The organism is Lentzea alba, from assembly GCF_047445655.1.
Lineage (GTDB): Bacteria > Actinomycetota > Actinomycetes > Mycobacteriales > Pseudonocardiaceae > Lentzea > Lentzea alba_A.
This window is the reverse complement of sequence record NZ_JAJAEG010000021.1, coordinates 1-14749: the sequence shown is the minus strand read 5'-3', so window position 1 is coordinate 14749 and position 14749 is coordinate 1. Positions and strand designations below refer to the sequence as shown.

The following is a 14749-nucleotide window of genomic DNA, read 5'->3' as shown; positions in this document are numbered from 1 at the left end:
CCGGAGACCCCCATGACCGAACTGCATCCCGTTCTGACAGAGGTGACACGCAGGATCGCCGCCCGAAGCGCCGACACCCGTCGTGTGTACCTCGAACGTGTGGCCGCGGCCGCGCAGGACGGCACGTCCCGGTCCGGCTTCGCGTGCAGCAACCTGGCGCACGGCTTCGCCGGGATCACCGGTGGCGACAAGGCCGCGTTGCGAGCGCTGCGCAAGTCCAACGTCGCGATCGTCTCGTCCTACAACGACATGCTCTCGGCCCACCAGCCGTTCCAGGAGTACCCGGCCTGGATCAAGGACTCGGTCCGCGCTGTCGGTGGTGTGTCCCAGTTCGCGGGCGGCGTGCCCGCGATGTGCGACGGCATCACCCAGGGCCGCGAGGGCATGGAGCTGTCGCTGTTCAGCCGCGACGTCATCGCGATGTCCACCGGCGTCGCCCTGTCGCACGAGATGTTCGACGCGGCGGTCCTTTTGGGCGTCTGCGACAAGATCGTGCCCGGGCTCTTGATCGGCGCGCTGTCGTTCGGCCACCTGCCGTCGATCCTGGTGCCCGCGGGCCCGATGGCGTCCGGCCTGTCGAACAAGGAGAAGGCCCGCGTCCGGCAGCTCTACGCGGAGGGCAAGGCCTCGCGTGAGGACCTGCTGGAGGCCGAGGCCGCCTCGTACCACTCCCCCGGCACCTGCACGTTCTACGGCACCGCGAACTCGAACCAGATGGTCGTCGAGGTCATGGGCCTGCACCTCCCAGGCGCCTCTTTCGTGCCGCCGGGGACGTCGTTGCGTCGCGCTTTGACCGAGTACGCCGGCCGCCGTGCCGTCGAGATGGCCAAGGGCGAGGGCTACACGCCGATCGCGCACATCGTCGACGAGAAGGCCGTCGTCAACGGTGTGGTTGCTCTGTTGGCCACCGGCGGCTCCACGAACCACACGATGCACCTGGTCGCCATCGCCGCCGCCGCGGGCATCGAGCTGAGCTGGGACGACCTGAACGACCTGTCGGCGATCGTGCCGCTGCTGGCGCGGGTCTACCCGAACGGCAGCGCCGACATCAACCACTTCCAGGCGGCCGGCGGTGTCCAGTTCGTCGTCGGAACGCTTTTGGACGCCGGTCTGCTGCACGGCGACGTCAACACCGTGGTCGGCCACGGCCTGGACCGCTACCGCCAGGAGCCGATGCTGGCCGACGGCGAGCTGGTCTGGGTCGACGGCCCCGGCCGTTCGCTGGACCTCGACGTCCTGCGCCCCGCCTCCGACCCGTTCGCCGCGGACGGCGGCCTGCGAATGCTGTCGGGCAACCTCGGCCGCTCGGTCATCAAGGTCTCGGCGGTCGCCTCGGAGAACCACGTCGTCGAGGCCCCGGCCCGCGTGTTCACCACGCAGGAGGCGTTCCAGGAGGCCTTCAAGGCCGGCGAGCTCGACCGCGACGTGGTCGTCGTCGTCCGCCAGCAGGGCCCCCAGGCCAACGGCATGCCCGAGCTGCACAAGCTGACCCCGCCGCTCGGCGTGCTGATGGACCGCGGCCACAAGGTCGCCCTGGTGACGGACGGCCGCATGTCCGGCGCCTCGGGCAAGATCCCGGCCGCCATCCAGCTGACCCCGGAGGCCGCGGTCGGCGGCCCGCTCGGCCGGGTCCGCGACGGCGACGTCATCCGCCTCGACGCCACCGCCGGCACCCTCGAGGTCCACGTCTCCGCCGACGAGCTCGCCACCCGCCCGCTCGTCGACTTCCCGCCGACCGGCCGCGAGTGGGTCGGCACCGGCCGCGAGCTGTTCGCCGCCCTGCGCCGTACCGTCGGACCTGCCGACCGCGGCGCGACGGTGTTCGGCCCCATCACCGCCGACCACTTCGCCCCGGTCACGCACCAGTAGCACCCCGCCGACCTGCGCCGTAGCAATGAGTCTTTTGACGACGTCGTCAAAAGACCTGTTGCAAGGCCCGCAGCGAGGCCTGCTCGACGGCCGTTGCAACGAGTCTTTTGCGGACGTCCGCAAACGTTTTTTGCATCCGGACGGTATGCGATATATCGGTTTTCGATCAAGGAGAGCGCTCGTGACCACCGGAGCCGACCTGCTCGCGCTGTCGCCCGTCATCCCCGTCGTCGTGGTCGACGACGCCGACCACGCGGTGCCGCTCGCCCAGGCACTGCTGCGCGGTGGCGTCCGCGTCATCGAGCTCACGCTGCGCACGCCGGCCGCGCTCGCCGCGATCGAGAACGTCGCCCGCGAGGTGCCGGAGATCGTGATCGGCGCGGGCACCGTCACGGCGCCGGAGCACGCCGAGCAGGCGGCGAAGGCCGGAGCGGCGTTCCTCGTCACGCCCGGCACCACCGACCGGGTGCTCGACGCCGCCGACGCGACCGGGCTGCCGTACCTGCCGGGCGCGGCGACGGTGTCCGAGGTGATGCGACTGGTTGAGCGCGGGCTCACCGCGCTGAAGTTCTTCCCGGCCGAGGCAGCGGGCGGCATCGACTACCTGAAGTCGATCGGCGGGCCGATCCCGCACGTGAGGTTCTGCCCGACCGGCGGCATCACCCCGCGGACCGCGCCGAACTACCTCGCGCTGCCGAACGTCGGCTGCGTCGGCGGCTCGTGGCTGGCCCCGAAGGACGCGCTCAAGGCCGGCGACTGGGACCGCATCGAGACGCTCGCCCGTGAGGCCACCGCGCTCGGGTAACCGAGATCACGAACCGGGAGATCCGCCCACACCACGAGACCGGCGTCCCACCACGTTGGATTGTTCACCCAACGGGAGGTGACGCCGGTCTCGTATTAACGGAGGTTTGAGGAAAGGTGAACCAAATCCCTGCCAATTGAGATTTCCAGAGGAATAACGCCCAACTCCCGAGTGTCACACTGACTCGTTGCAATGGCGCACGAGAGGAGCGGGTGTGGCTGTCCAGGAAGCCGACGTGGCGGGGTTGGTCGGAGAACAGCTGACCATGTCAGCATTCAACCAGCTGTCCGGCAGTCTGGGTGGTTATTCCTTCGTCAAGGTGGTCGTCGACCGGCACAACGGGACGATCCACTTCCTGAACAACGCGCGCCACGAGTTCCACGCCATCTACATCGGCCAGGAGATCCTCGGCATCGACGGCGACGAGATGCGCGCACGGATCGACGAGTTCAACCAGAGCTTCTACCACGCCTCTGACCGGCGGTTCTTCCTCGGCATCCTGTCGCTGCACAAGCGCGAGGACAAGCGCATGTTCTCGCTGGAGACGGTCGAGGTCGACACCATGTCGGCGGACATGATCGAGTTCTTCTACGGCGAGGTGCGCAGGAACGTCGACCCCGCGACGCCGTTGTTCTTCAAGCCCGCCAACCACCTCCAGGAACAAGAGGTGGCGGAGCTTCCGGTGGAAAGGCTTCCACGGATCCTGGCGCACGAATTGTTCTCCACCGCGGAGTTCGTGGCGTTGAATCCGGGCACCACGAAGGGCCGGTTGCGCGCATTCCGCAGTGAGCAGGAGTACCGCGAGAACACGCTGGAGTGGTTCGACATCGTGGTGATGCACCGCGTTCCGGACGACATTCCGCGGCTCGCCGGCATCATCAACGCCAGCCACACCACTCCCCTGTCGCACACCAACGTCCTGGCGACCGGCTGGTCCATCCCGAACGCCATCCAGCTCGGCGCGTTCGACCTGATCGACCGCGAGCACCTCGACGGCCAGTGGGTCGAGTACGAAGTGTCGCCGAAGGCCGCCGAGGTCGGGTTGCGGCTGATCGACGAGCCGCAGGACCTCGGCCAGCGCCCCGCCTGGTACGCGCAGCGCATCACCCTCGAAGAGCCAGAGGACACCTACAACCCGATCCTCAACCTCGGCAAGATCCGCTACAACGACAGCCACCGCTACGGCACCAAGGCCGCGAACCTCGGCGAGCTGCACCACGTGCTCGCGAACGAGTCGCCGCGCCGGCTGCTCGGGTTCTTCTCGGTGCCGCGCCCGCCGCGCGACAACCTCATGCCCTACCTGGCGAAGCTGCTCGACAACGACGGCGACGACCAGCTCGCCGCCGCCCAGCAGCTGCTCGCCGAACGGGTGCGGGTGCCGCGCGGGATCGCGTTGCCGTTCTCGATGCACCAGGGTTTCCTGGAGTCGTCGCCGAAGATCCAGCAGGCCATCGGCAAGCTGAAGATGGCGCTGGAGCTCAACGCCCGCGAGATCGAGCCGTTGTGCGTCGAGCTGCAGCAGCTGATCCGCAAGACCCGCGTGCCGGACTACCTGCTGTCCGAACTGGACAGTGCGCTCGTCGAGAACCTCGCGGGTGTGCGGACTTTCGTGGTGCGCAGCTCGTCGAACGCCGAGGACCTGGCCGGGTTCTCCGCCGCGGGCATCTACGAGTCGTACAACCACGTCACCAGCGCCGAGAAGATCGTCGAGTCCGTCAAGGACGTGTGGGCCTCGCTCGTGTCCGCACGCAGCGTGCGACTGCGGCAGCAGGCCGGCATCTCGCTCGACGACTGCTTCATGGGCGTCGTGATCCAGGAGCAGGTGCAGGCGGACTTCGGTGGCGTCATGGTCACCACGAACCCCATGAACCGCAACGACTTCCGCAACGTCTACATCAACGTCTCGCCGAACGTCACCGACGTCGTCGAGGGTTCGAAGCAGCCGATGCAGTACCTCTACTCCACTGTGGAGGGTGGCGGCCGCACGGTCTCCCTCGGTGACGCGAAGGAAGACCTCAGCCCCAAGGCCCACGCGCAGCTGCAGAGGCTCGCGATCGTCGGACGGTTGCTGCAGTCGCACTTCTCGCCGGACTACACGTTCGACTCGCCGGTCGACATCGAGTGGCTCGCCACCGACGAGATCCTCTACGTCCTGCAGCTGCGGCCGTACTCGATCTGATGCTGGGTCTTCGCGTACCGGCGACTCCGGAAGTGGCGCGTGCCGTCCGCCTGACGTACGGCTTCCAGTTCTTCTTCGGGCTGCTGCTGTGGATCCCGATCTTCTACGAGTACCAGAAGCAGCTCGGGCTGAGCGACGCCGAGATCTTCGGCATCCAGTCGATCTACTACATCGCGTTCTGCCTCATGGAGATCCCGACCGGCATGGTCGCGGACCGCTTCGACTACCGCACGTCGCTGTGGCTCGGCGCGAGCGTTCTCGTCGTGGCGAACCTGGTGCCGGTGCTCGCCGGCAACTACACCGGGTTCTTGATCCACTTCCTGCTGATCGCGCTGGCCAGGTCGTTGATCTCGGGTGCCCAGAGCGCGTACCTCTACGAGTACCTCAACGCGCACAACGCCGGGCACCTCTACCTCAAGGTCGAGGGCGTCGGCCGTTCGTACAGCCTGGTCGGCAAGATCGTGTACTGGCCGGTGATCGGTCTGCTGATGCAGTGGAACATGCCGTCGCCGTACTGGCTGACCGCGATCAACGCCGCGATCGCGGTGGTGCTGGCCCTGAAACTGCCGCCCATCCCGGGCTGGACCCGGCCGGAGGGCAAGACGTCCAAGCTGCTCGCGGGCGTCGGCGGTGCGTTCAGTTCGCTCAAGACGTCACGCTGGCTGCTCCTGCTGATGGTCCAGGGCATCGCGATGTTCACGCTCGTCCGGATCCTGCAGGTGAACCTCTTCCAGCCGGTCCTGGAGTCGAAGAACGTCTCGGTCAACTGGTACGGCTCGGTGCTCGCCGCGATGACGATCTTCGAGGCCGTCGCCGCAGCCCGTCCGCACTGGCTTTCGAAGAAGATCGGGCCCGCGAAGTCGGTGTTCCTGCTGACGATCGTGATGGCGCTGGCGATCGGGTTCATCGTGCCGTCCGGCGGGATCCTCACGATCGCGTTGCTGTGCCTGTTCTCCGTGACGGCGGGCATGAGCTTCCCCATCCAGAAGAAGCTGCTGAACGACGCGATCCCGGATTCTCGTTACCGCGCAACGCTTCTCTCGATGGAGTCCATCATGGACCGTGCGGTGTGCGCGGTCGTCGCCGTCGCACTCGGTGCCTACCTCGCGGGCGGGCAGCTCAACGAGTTCCTGGTGCTGTCGGCCGTCGTCACCGTGATCCTGATGGCGTTGCTGGCGGGCTTGCTGATCGTCGTCAGGACCACAAGGCGGCGACGAGCTCAGCTCGTCCCGTGATGCTCAGCTTGCGGTAGGCGCTCGACAGGTGCAGCTCCACCGTGCGGCGGGTCAGGTGCAGGGTCTCGGCGATCTGCCGGTTCGTCAGGCCCTGCGCCGCCATCCGCGCGACCCGGTTCTCCTGCTTGGTCAGGCCCTGCACCTGGTCGTCCTCGTCGCGGACCTCGTCGCCCGCGAGCTTGGCCAACGGGTGCGCGCTGAGGTGCCGCGCCAGTTCGAACGCCTTCCGCAGGTGCGGGGCCGCCGCGTCGGCACGGCCCTTGCGGCGCAGGTGATGCCCGAGCCAGTACAGCGACTGGGCGTGCAGCAGCCGGTGCGGTGACGAGGCGAGAAGTTCTTCCGCCTCAAGGAGGACATCGACGTCATCGGTGCTGATGCCGACGCTCATCAACGCGGTCCCGACCACGCGGGTCGATCCCCATCGCTTGGCCAGGTCGAGCTCCTCGTGCGCGAGCCGAGCGGCGTCGTCACGGTTGCCCAGCGCCAAATACGCGCGCACGGCGTGATGCCGCCACGCCACCAGCGCCGGGTTCGGCATCTCCCGCTCAGCCAGCCGCCGGCCGACCTCCAGCAGGTCCTCCAGCGCGCCCTCCGGGTGGCACGACGCGAGCTTCAGCCGGCCGCGGGCGTAGCGGACGTTGATGTGCTGCAACAGATCGCCGTCCGCCGTGACGAGCGGGGCGGCCTCGTCGAACTGCCCCATCTCGATGCACACCTCGGCGAGCTTCGCCGTGGCCAGCAGGACCGCGGGGCAGTCCGTGTTGCCCGTGGACACCGGAGGAGTGAGGAACGTGTAGGCACGCGCAAGATCACCGCTGTTGTGGAACGCGGCCGCGCGGGCGATCATGCTGAGCATGCCGCGGCGCAGGTGCGGGTCGTGCGAGACGGGCGCGGTGCTGTGCGAGAGCCAGAACTTGTTGATGTGCTCCGGGTTGTCGGCGAGCACCGGCACCAGGAACGTGAACAGGTAGGGCTCGCCGAAGACGTCGACCCACTCACCGTCGAGCGCGTCCAGTGCGTGCTCGACCGCTTCGGCCGAGGAGTCACCGCTGCGGGCGTTGCCGACCGCCAGCAACGCCGACCGCGCGCGCTTGAGGTTCGGGTCCTGCGGGATGTCGCCGATGAGGTCGTCGAAGTACTTGCCGGCGCAGTTCGCCATCCTGGCGTCGCGGTTCGCGGCGAGCAGGTACGTGGTGCAGACGAGGTGCCAGACCTGGTCGCGGTCCTCCGGCAGCAGCCGGGCGATGACCATGATCGCCAGTGAGACCGCGAAGTGCGCGTCCGAGCTCGTGCACATGTTCTGGATCAGCGTCAGCGCGACGTTCGCGGCGAGATGCGGGTCCTCGCAGGCGGTCAGCGCGTCCCGGACCCGGTCGCGGCCGTCCGCGTTGTTCTTGAGGTGTTCGGCGTGCCCGAGCTCGACCTCGATCGCGAGGCGGTCCTCGTCGGACAGGTGTTCCTCGAGCGCCCGTTCCAGGTGCTCGATGCCGCCGACCTCCCGCAACAGGTCGACGGACCACGGTAAGCGGACGGACCTGGCCTTCAGCACGTGATCGGCGACGCGCTCGTCGGGCGCGTCCGACTCGAACAGCAGCCACGCGGCCCTGGCGTGCGCGGCGGACCGCACCGCGACGGGCATGTCGGCCAGGATGCTGTTGCGCACGAACGGATGCCGGAACGTGAGCGGGTCGGTGTCGGCGAGCACGCCGAGCCGGACGAGCGTGTCGACGGCGGGCAGCGCGTCGAACCCGGTGAGCGCGGACAGCAGTTCCAGCCCCGCGTCACCGTCCAGCACAGCGGCGGACCGGGCGACCTCGGCCGCTCCGGTGTACTCGCGCAACCGCATGCCGATCATCTCGCCGACCGCGGCCGAACCCTCGCCTTCCTCACGTAGCAAGGCATGTAGCAGGTACGGGTTGCCGCCGGTGAGGTCGTGGCAGCGTTGCGGGTCCCGGTCGGGGAGGTCCGCGGTGAGACGTTCGACGGCCGCGACGTCGAGGCCGTCGAGGTCGACGCGGTGCGCGTGGCCGGCGATCTCGGGCAGCGTCACCTCGTCCGTGGACAGATAACCCTGCGAGGCACTGAGAGCGATGACGACCGGCATGTGCTGCATCCGCGGGCGCAGGTAGGCGAGAGCGCGCTTGGAGAACGTGTCGGCGACGTGCACGTCGTCGATGACCATCAGGATCGGCGCCTTGCGCGCGGAGTTCGCAGCGCGCGCGTACAGCTCTTCCAGGTCGTGTTCGTTGGCGAGACACGGCGCGAGCTGGCGCACCACCGCACCCGGCAGGTGGCTCTCCAGGCGAGCGCTCTTGGCCTGGCGGACGGTGAAGCCGCGTTCGCGGGCCTCGGAGATGAACGCCTCCAGCAGCGCGGACTTGCCGATGCCGAAGCCTCCGGTGACGACCACGCAGGAGCCCGTGCCCTGCAGTGCGTCGTCCAGCAAACGTCCGAGAGCTGCGAGTTCCGCATCCCGGCCGAGTAGTGGAGATGTCACCTCTGCCTACCCCTGCCTTCGGTACCGAGAGGACCGCGGCTCGAAGGTTTCGGTGTTCCTTCGGTGCGGACCGTAAAGACCTGCGCTTCGTCGTCGGGCAAACTTACCCACAGGTAACGGTTAACGGAACTGTGAGCTGATCGGGAGCGAGCGATGATCTGGGCCGGGGTGGTGCGCGGATGGCTCCGCGTCGCCCGCCTGCTCATCGGTGCCGCTCCGGGGTTACACGTGACGGAACAGCGGAAACGTCTCCGCGTGCTCCGTGAGCGCGGAACCGTGAGCAGACTCCGCACGGATCAGGGAACTTCGTTCGACCGGATCGTCGACGTGCGAGGACAACGACTCCACGACCGAGAGCACCGCGGCGATGGCCACCACGACGCCCGCCGCCACCAGCAGGATGCTGCGAGTGATGCGGCACGGCGGGTGCCCCGCGGGTGGGCTGACGACCTGACGGAGCACCGGCGCGAACATGCCGAAGTCGGCCGCGTCACGCCGGCAGCTCTCGCACCCGGCTAGGTGCCGGGAGAAGATCACGTGCTGCGCGGGGTCGAGGACCCCCAGCGCATATGCCGCGACATCACCGCATGGCCCCTCCGGGCTCATGCGGTTTTCGGCGTCTACGGCTCCCACCACGTACCCGTGATGTGGTTGACGAGTCACCATCACGCTAGCTCCTGTCCTGCAGTGCCCGGCGGATCGTGTGCATCGCCTTGTACAGCCGGGACTTGACGGTTCCTTCGGGGACTCCGAGAACGATCGCGGCCTCCTTCACGGTTCGTCCCATGACATACGTTTCGTAGATAGCTGAACGATGTTCATCACTCAATTGGCGTACTACATCGGTAATGACCATCACCGAAAGTGTTTGTTCGGTGTCGTCCGGAGATTCGGCGATGTCCGGACGAAGTAATTCCACTTCCTGTGGACGCGCCTGACGGCTGCGCCATCCGTCGATCACAATGCGACGAGCCACGGTACAAAGCCAGCCGCGCAACATGCCCGGTTCACGAACAAGGTGTGCGGAGTTCTGCCAAGCCCTGATCAACGTCTCCTGGACGACATCTTCTGTCCATTGACGGTCGTAGTTGGTCAGACACAGGACCTGCGAGAACAACATCCGCTGGAACTGCCCGTAGAGGAGCGTGAGCAATTCCTCGTCCTGATGGGCTTGAGCGACCCTGCCCTGATCAACCATGAAGCTTGCGACCTCCCCAGATATCGGCGACGGCTTCGCTTCGGGCGGCAGGCCTAGCGACTCGGTGGCCGAGTGGAATCTTCTGGATACTACCCCGCGAACGCGAAATCCTCTCGGGTACGTAAATTCAGCCCGAATGGTTCGCAAGTTCTGCTGTGATCCACGTCACATAAGCAACTCCGCATGCGCGGTGAACTACAGCTCCACCAGCGCGTATCACCTTCGAAGGCAGCTCGAACGCGGGGAGGAACGGGCACTATGCGTCACCGGTTGGGCACGCTGGGACAGCACGCAGCGCTGTTTACCGCCCTGTCTGTGGCATTTATCGGAGCCGTTATCGGAGCGGTTCCAGCTAATGCGCAGTCCACTGAAGTACAACCGTCGGACCGCTCTTTCATGGTATCTCTGCGCCAAGCGAACTCTTGGCTGGTACCGGTGAGCAAAGAGGCTCCGACACGCACCACGAATGCGGGGATAAGCAACGCCGGACGAGACATCTTCGAAGCACATTCACGACTCGACGTCGATCTCCTCAAATCCGCCATCGATCTTGGCATCGTCCTGCCGAACGACGTGAGCAGTGAACACCAGGCACTCATCAACGAGATGGCCGAACGCACCGGCGACAACCACGACCGCGCCTACGCGACGATCGTCCGGCAGGCACAGGGCGGCCTTCTGGTAATGGCCACACAAACGCGGGCCACAACACAGAACACCTCAATTCGCACGCTCGCCCACCAGACGTTGCAAATGCTGATCCGCACGATGACCGTCCTGGAGAACACCGGCCTGGTCGACCCGTCCGCCCTTGAATTGGTGACGGCCAAGGCTCAGGTGAACGCGGTCCGCGTCATCGGCCAGAACATCGAACCGTCGGACCGGGAATTGCTCGTTCTGCTCACCCAGCATTCGCTTTGGCAGAAACCGGTCAGCCGGGAGAGCTCCGACCGGGCCCGTGACGCGAAGGTCCGCAAGGTCGCCGGGCAGCTCGCCGCCGAGCACACCCAGTTGGTCTCGGCGGTGACCGAGGCGGCCGGGCAGATCGGCGTGGACCTCCCGGTCGAACCGACGACGGAACAGAAGTCGTGGGCGAACGCGATCTCGTCCAGCTCGGGCGAGGAGCTCGACCGCATGTACGCGAACCTGTCCCGGGCGGCCAACGGCTCGCTCATCATCCAGGTCGCCCAGGCGCGGGCCACGACCAAGAGCGTCCCCGCCCGCATCGCCGCCCAGACCGGCCTGACCCTCGTCCTCAAGCACATGCTCCTGCTGGAGGGCACCGGCCTGGTCCAGGCGAACTCGCTGCAGATGACCGACGTCCCGGCCGCCGCCCAGACCAAGTCCAACAACAGCCCGCCACCCCAGCCCGACGACTCGTCCACGAGCATCGGCTTCCTGACCGGCATCGCCGTTCTCGTCGTAGCCGGCGCGGGCACCCTCTGGCTCGTCCGAGCCATCGGCCACCACGGCGAACACCGCCGCTAGCCCAGCCCACACCCAATATCCGATATATCGGCTGTCGCCCTCGCCACCCGATATATCAGTCCCGGCGGACCCCTGCCCGCGGTGCCGGCCACGGCCAGGGGTCCGCCCCACCCGCCTTAGCAATGAGTCTTTTGACGACGTCGTCCAAAGACTCATTGCTAAGGCGCAGGTCAGCATGGTGCTGGGTTGACATAACCAGGGTGAACGGTCGCGTGAAACGCAGTGGCCGCGCCACGAGCGGCGTGATCGAATGCGCCGGTGAACGAGGACTGGGAGCGTCAGGATGCGGCGCGGCGTGCCGAGGTGATGGCACTGCCGACGGTCCGGGCCTGGCACCACGCGGAGCTCGTGCCGCCGCAAGAAGGCGACGTGCGGGTGTCCGCTTCGGTGGGCCCGGCGGGCGAGGTCGTGGCGTTGTGGTCGGCGACCGCAGACCCAGCGGCGCTGAAGTCAGCAGCACGAGTGACGGTGCACGTGCCGGACAGCGTCATCGCCGCTCACATCCCCGCTCTCCCGTTGGCCTATCCCACGGTGCAACCACTGCCCGACGGCCAGGTCCTGGTCGTGGGCGCGCGGTGCCGGTGGCGGTCGAAGGGCCCGGACCGCAACGCGATCGTGTACGACCACGCAGGAGCGGTGCTGAGCGAACACACCTTCGGCGACGGCATCGAACACGTGCAGGCCACCCGCAGCGGTGAGGTCTGGGTGGGCTACTTCGACGAAGGCGTCTACGGCAACTACGGCTGGGGCGAGACCAGCAGTCCGCCGCCCATCGGCTCAAGCGGGCTGACCAGGTTCTCCGCCGACTTCGCCCAGGAGTGGCAGTTCCCGGACAACAGCAAGTGGGACGTGATCAGCGACTGCTACGCGCTCAACGTCGGCAACAACGCCACGTGGGCCTGCTACTACAGCGACTTCCCCGTCGTGCGGATCCAGAACGACACCGTCACCGGATGGCACAACAACATCGGCGGAGCCAAGGCCCTCGCCGTGGGTGGTTCCCGCATCGCGCTGTTCGGCGGTTACGGGCCCGACCACGACCGGCTGGTCGTGGGTGAGCTGGGCGAAGAACGGCTCCACGTGCTCGGCGAGTACCGGCTCGTTCAACCCGACGGGCAACCACTACCGCGGACGGCGCGGGTGGTCGGCCGTGGTGCTGACCTGCACGTCCTCCTCGACAACAGCTGGTTGCGGCTCGGCATCGAGGACATCGTCGCCCTGCCGTCACGCAACCGGCATGACTAGCGGGAAAGGCGGAACGTGCCGAGCACCTCGGTGCCGGACCCGCTGTCCCGGACCACAGCGACGTGGTCGGCGTCGGGTGGCGTGGGAACCACGACGGTGAGGACGCGCGGGGCCTCCGCACCGATAGGTGGATCTGGGGGGAAGGTCTCGACGGTGCTGCCGAGCCCAGCCCACACCGGCACCCGGCTCACGGGCTGACCGGCGTGGTTGCGAACCTCGACGTAGTCGCCGGCCTGGCGGTCGCGGAACCGGCCGACGGTCACGTTGACGGGATGCTGCTCGATCAGCCGGACGCCGTCAGCGGTGAACTCGAAGATCATGCGGACGGATCTGGCCGGCACGTCGGTCATGGCGAGCTCTCCCCAGGGCTAGGCAGGGTCCCTTGTAAGAGGCATCGGCACCGGACCTAGGTACGTGTCGAGGTTTGTGCCGTGTCCACCCGTTCGACGGCATGCGCCTCGGTGAGGTCGACCGCCTCCCACTTGTCGACGAGCCGGTCGATCACGGCGGCCGGCACCGGTTCCGGGCGGGCGCGGTTGCGGGAGTGGATCACGTCCTTCGGTGCTTCGAGGCCGACCAACGTCACCCGCGCCCGGTAGTCCGCAGCGAGCCCGATGCACCGGTCGCGCAGCTGCCGGGAGATGTTGGTCGCGTTCCACACGAACCGCTCCCCTGCCCGAAGCAACGTCCGCGCCTCCTCGAACGCCGCGGCCGCCACCGCGCGCTGGTCGCCGTCGGGTGCGATGCCGAGCCGTGAGCGCACCGAGTCGAGCGAAACGACCGGCCAGCCCGGCCGGTGAGCAGAGATCCAGTGGTCCTTGCCGACACCAGGCAGCCCGGACAGCACGGTCACCTCGACGCGCGTGTCGTCGTAGGCGGCGTAGTTCGGGTCGCGCCCCGGCGTCCGGAAGTACTGGAAGCGAGCGTGGTCGGACGGGAAGCGACGCGGGCGGTCGAGGCAGGAGCGTTCACGGCAGTACTCCTCGAACAGCGCGATGTTCTCCAGCACCGACTCGGCGTCGCCGCAGATCCGGCCGAGGATGTCGGCACGGGCGAGCGTCGCCAGGTCGTCGTTGCGCGCGAGCAGGCTCACCCGGAACACGATGGGGTCGAGGTCGGGTCGTTCCAGCGCCCAGAACGGCACCTGGTGATGCCGCACCAGCGCGGCGACGTGCTCGCGCCACGCGATCGGCCGGCCCATCTCCCACAACAACTTGCGCGCCAACAGGTCTCCGGCGCGCGAGTGACCGTGCGCGGTGATCCGGCCGTCCTCGATCTGCGTGCGAAACGGCTTCGCGACGTCGTGCAGCAGCACCGTCGCGAACAAGCGCACGCGGTCAGCCTCCGGACGAGCCCGCCACTCCGGCAACGCCACCAACGCCTCGCACGCCATCCGCGTGTGTGTGGCGACATCACCTTCCGCGTGATGAATCGGATCCTGAGGAACACCCTCCAAAGCACGCACCCACGGGAACGCCGCACGAACGGCGCTCCAATCCAAAGTCCACTGTGGACCAGAAGGGCAGAGCGACTCAAACACGCGCCACCACCCGGTTCGGCAGGATCGGGCGGTCCTGCCAGTGGCTGCCCGAGTCCAGCACGGCCGTCACGAACGTCGGCCGCACCCACTTGTACCGCTCGACCGTGCGCCCGCCCTCCTCCACCTTGATGTAGAGGCCTTCCATGTGGTCGTCCGAATCCGTTTCCGCGGCAACGACATCCGGGTCCTGACCGGCCGCACGCGCGGCCTCGGCCAGCACGTCACGCCACCGCGGCGTGCGGCAGGTGGACGGCCCGACCAGCGCGGTCAGCTCCTTCACCGTCCGCAACGGCCCCTCGTGCAGCACCGGTACCGACACCACCGGCGTGCCGTGGAGCACCGCGCGGCGTTCCGGTGTGGACAGGAACTCCCCGGTTTCGCGGTCCAGCAGGTCGAACTCGCAGAAGTGGTGCGGCAGCGCGTCGTAGAACACGGTGTGCTTGGCGTACAACCATTCCCCGTACAGGACGTACCGCGTGCCGAGCCGTTCCCACAGCACGGCCTGATGCGTCGCCGCCCACGCCTTCAACGGCGCGAACTGCCGTTCCCGCGGCCCACCCGTCAGGAAATGGCCGCGTGACTGCAACTTCAGCGTTCCAGTGGAGTCGAAGCTGATGCCCGCGTTGGCACCGTCGAGTTTCTCCTCGACGACTAGTAGTGCTTTGTTAGGTTAGTCGGTGGTTGTTGTGGCGT

Annotated in this window: 11 protein-coding genes and 1 pseudogene; 6 read left to right on the top strand and 6 right to left on the bottom strand. The window is 67.4% G+C overall.

What is annotated here, in order from left to right; all coding sequences use genetic code 11:
• Nucleotides 1–12 precede the first annotated feature (12 nt).
• The 4 genes from edd (at nucleotide 13) to LFM09_RS31165 (ending at nucleotide 6088) form a co-directional block, all read left to right on the top strand.
• Complete coding sequence (gene edd / locus LFM09_RS31180) at nucleotides 13–1869, top strand: phosphogluconate dehydratase (RefSeq protein ID WP_414100146.1); 1857 nt, start codon at nucleotides 13–15, stop codon at nucleotides 1867–1869.
• Nucleotides 1870–2050: 181 nt separating this feature from the next.
• Nucleotides 2051–2674 carry a bifunctional 4-hydroxy-2-oxoglutarate aldolase/2-dehydro-3-deoxy-phosphogluconate aldolase gene (eda, locus tag LFM09_RS31175; RefSeq protein ID WP_414100145.1) on the top strand — a complete coding sequence of 208 codons (624 nt, stop codon included), beginning with the start codon at nucleotides 2051–2053 and terminating at the stop codon, nucleotides 2672–2674.
• Nucleotides 2675–2888: 214 nt separating this feature from the next.
• On the top strand, nucleotides 2889–4853 hold the full coding sequence (locus tag LFM09_RS31170; protein WP_414100144.1) for a PEP/pyruvate-binding domain-containing protein: 1965 nt from the start codon (nucleotides 2889–2891) through the stop codon (nucleotides 4851–4853).
• Nucleotides 4853–6088 (top strand): MFS transporter, encoded by a 1236-nt coding sequence (locus LFM09_RS31165; protein ID WP_414100143.1) that lies wholly within the window; start codon nucleotides 4853–4855, stop codon nucleotides 6086–6088. The genes LFM09_RS31170 and LFM09_RS31165 overlap by 1 nt, the downstream gene beginning before the upstream one ends.
• On the opposite strand, the gene LFM09_RS31160 is transcribed toward LFM09_RS31165, so the two are convergent.
• The 3 genes from LFM09_RS31160 to LFM09_RS31150 all read right to left on the bottom strand — a co-directional run bounded on the left by LFM09_RS31160 (nucleotide 6048) and on the right by LFM09_RS31150 (nucleotide 9783).
• Nucleotides 6048–8585, bottom strand: a complete 2538-nt coding sequence (locus tag LFM09_RS31160) for a BREX system ATP-binding domain-containing protein (protein WP_414100142.1) — start codon at nucleotides 8583–8585, stop codon at nucleotides 6048–6050. The genes LFM09_RS31165 and LFM09_RS31160 overlap by 41 nt on opposite strands.
• A gap of 222 nt (nucleotides 8586–8807) precedes the next feature.
• Nucleotides 8808–9251, bottom strand: coding sequence for a zf-HC2 domain-containing protein (locus LFM09_RS31155; protein WP_414100295.1), 444 nt, complete (start codon nucleotides 9249–9251; stop codon nucleotides 8808–8810).
• Between the two features lie 4 nt (nucleotides 9252–9255).
• Nucleotides 9256–9783 carry a sigma-70 family RNA polymerase sigma factor gene (locus LFM09_RS31150; protein WP_045309470.1) on the bottom strand — a complete coding sequence of 176 codons (528 nt, stop codon included), beginning with the start codon at nucleotides 9781–9783 and terminating at the stop codon, nucleotides 9256–9258.
• Between the two features lie 183 nt (nucleotides 9784–9966).
• On the opposite strand from LFM09_RS31150, the gene LFM09_RS31145 reads away from it, so the two are divergent.
• A complete protein-coding gene (locus tag LFM09_RS31145) occupies nucleotides 9967–11271 on the top strand; it encodes a DUF4142 domain-containing protein (RefSeq protein WP_414100141.1) in 1305 nt (434 codons plus the stop codon).
• Between the two features lie 258 nt (nucleotides 11272–11529).
• Nucleotides 11530–12516, top strand: coding sequence for a hypothetical protein (locus LFM09_RS31140; RefSeq protein ID WP_414100140.1), 987 nt, complete (start codon nucleotides 11530–11532; stop codon nucleotides 12514–12516).
• On the opposite strand, the gene LFM09_RS31135 is transcribed toward LFM09_RS31140, so the two are convergent.
• The 3 genes and pseudogenes from LFM09_RS31135 to LFM09_RS31125 all read right to left on the bottom strand — a co-directional run.
• Complete coding sequence (locus tag LFM09_RS31135) at nucleotides 12513–12866, bottom strand: hypothetical protein (RefSeq protein ID WP_414100139.1); 354 nt, start codon at nucleotides 12864–12866, stop codon at nucleotides 12513–12515. The two genes, LFM09_RS31140 and LFM09_RS31135, sit on opposite strands and share 4 nt — an antisense overlap.
• Before the next feature lie 56 nt (nucleotides 12867–12922).
• Nucleotides 12923–13981 carry an AAA family ATPase gene (locus LFM09_RS31130; RefSeq protein WP_414100138.1) on the bottom strand — a complete coding sequence of 353 codons (1059 nt, stop codon included), beginning with the start codon at nucleotides 13979–13981 and terminating at the stop codon, nucleotides 12923–12925.
• A 67-nt stretch (nucleotides 13982–14048) separates the two neighbouring features.
• Nucleotides 14049–14699: pseudogene (locus LFM09_RS31125) on the bottom strand (RNA ligase family protein); the annotation flags it as partial.
• Nucleotides 14700–14749 lie beyond the last annotated feature (50 nt).

Coding starts and splice junctions, on each gene's coding strand:
- LFM09_RS31155 (WP_414100295.1), bottom strand. CDS start 9,251: ATGGTGACTCGTCAACCACATCACGGGTACGTGGTGGGAGCCGTAGAC.
- LFM09_RS31165 (WP_414100143.1), top strand. CDS start 4,853: ATGCTGGGTCTTCGCGTACCGGCGACTCCGGAAGTGGCGCGTGCCGTC.
- LFM09_RS31145 (WP_414100141.1), top strand. CDS start 9,967: ATGCGCGGTGAACTACAGCTCCACCAGCGCGTATCACCTTCGAAGGCA.
- LFM09_RS31150 (WP_045309470.1), bottom strand. CDS start 9,783: ATGGTTGATCAGGGCAGGGTCGCTCAAGCCCATCAGGACGAGGAATTG.
- edd (WP_414100146.1), top strand. CDS start 13: ATGACCGAACTGCATCCCGTTCTGACAGAGGTGACACGCAGGATCGCC.
- LFM09_RS31135 (WP_414100139.1), bottom strand. CDS start 12,866: ATGACCGACGTGCCGGCCAGATCCGTCCGCATGATCTTCGAGTTCACC.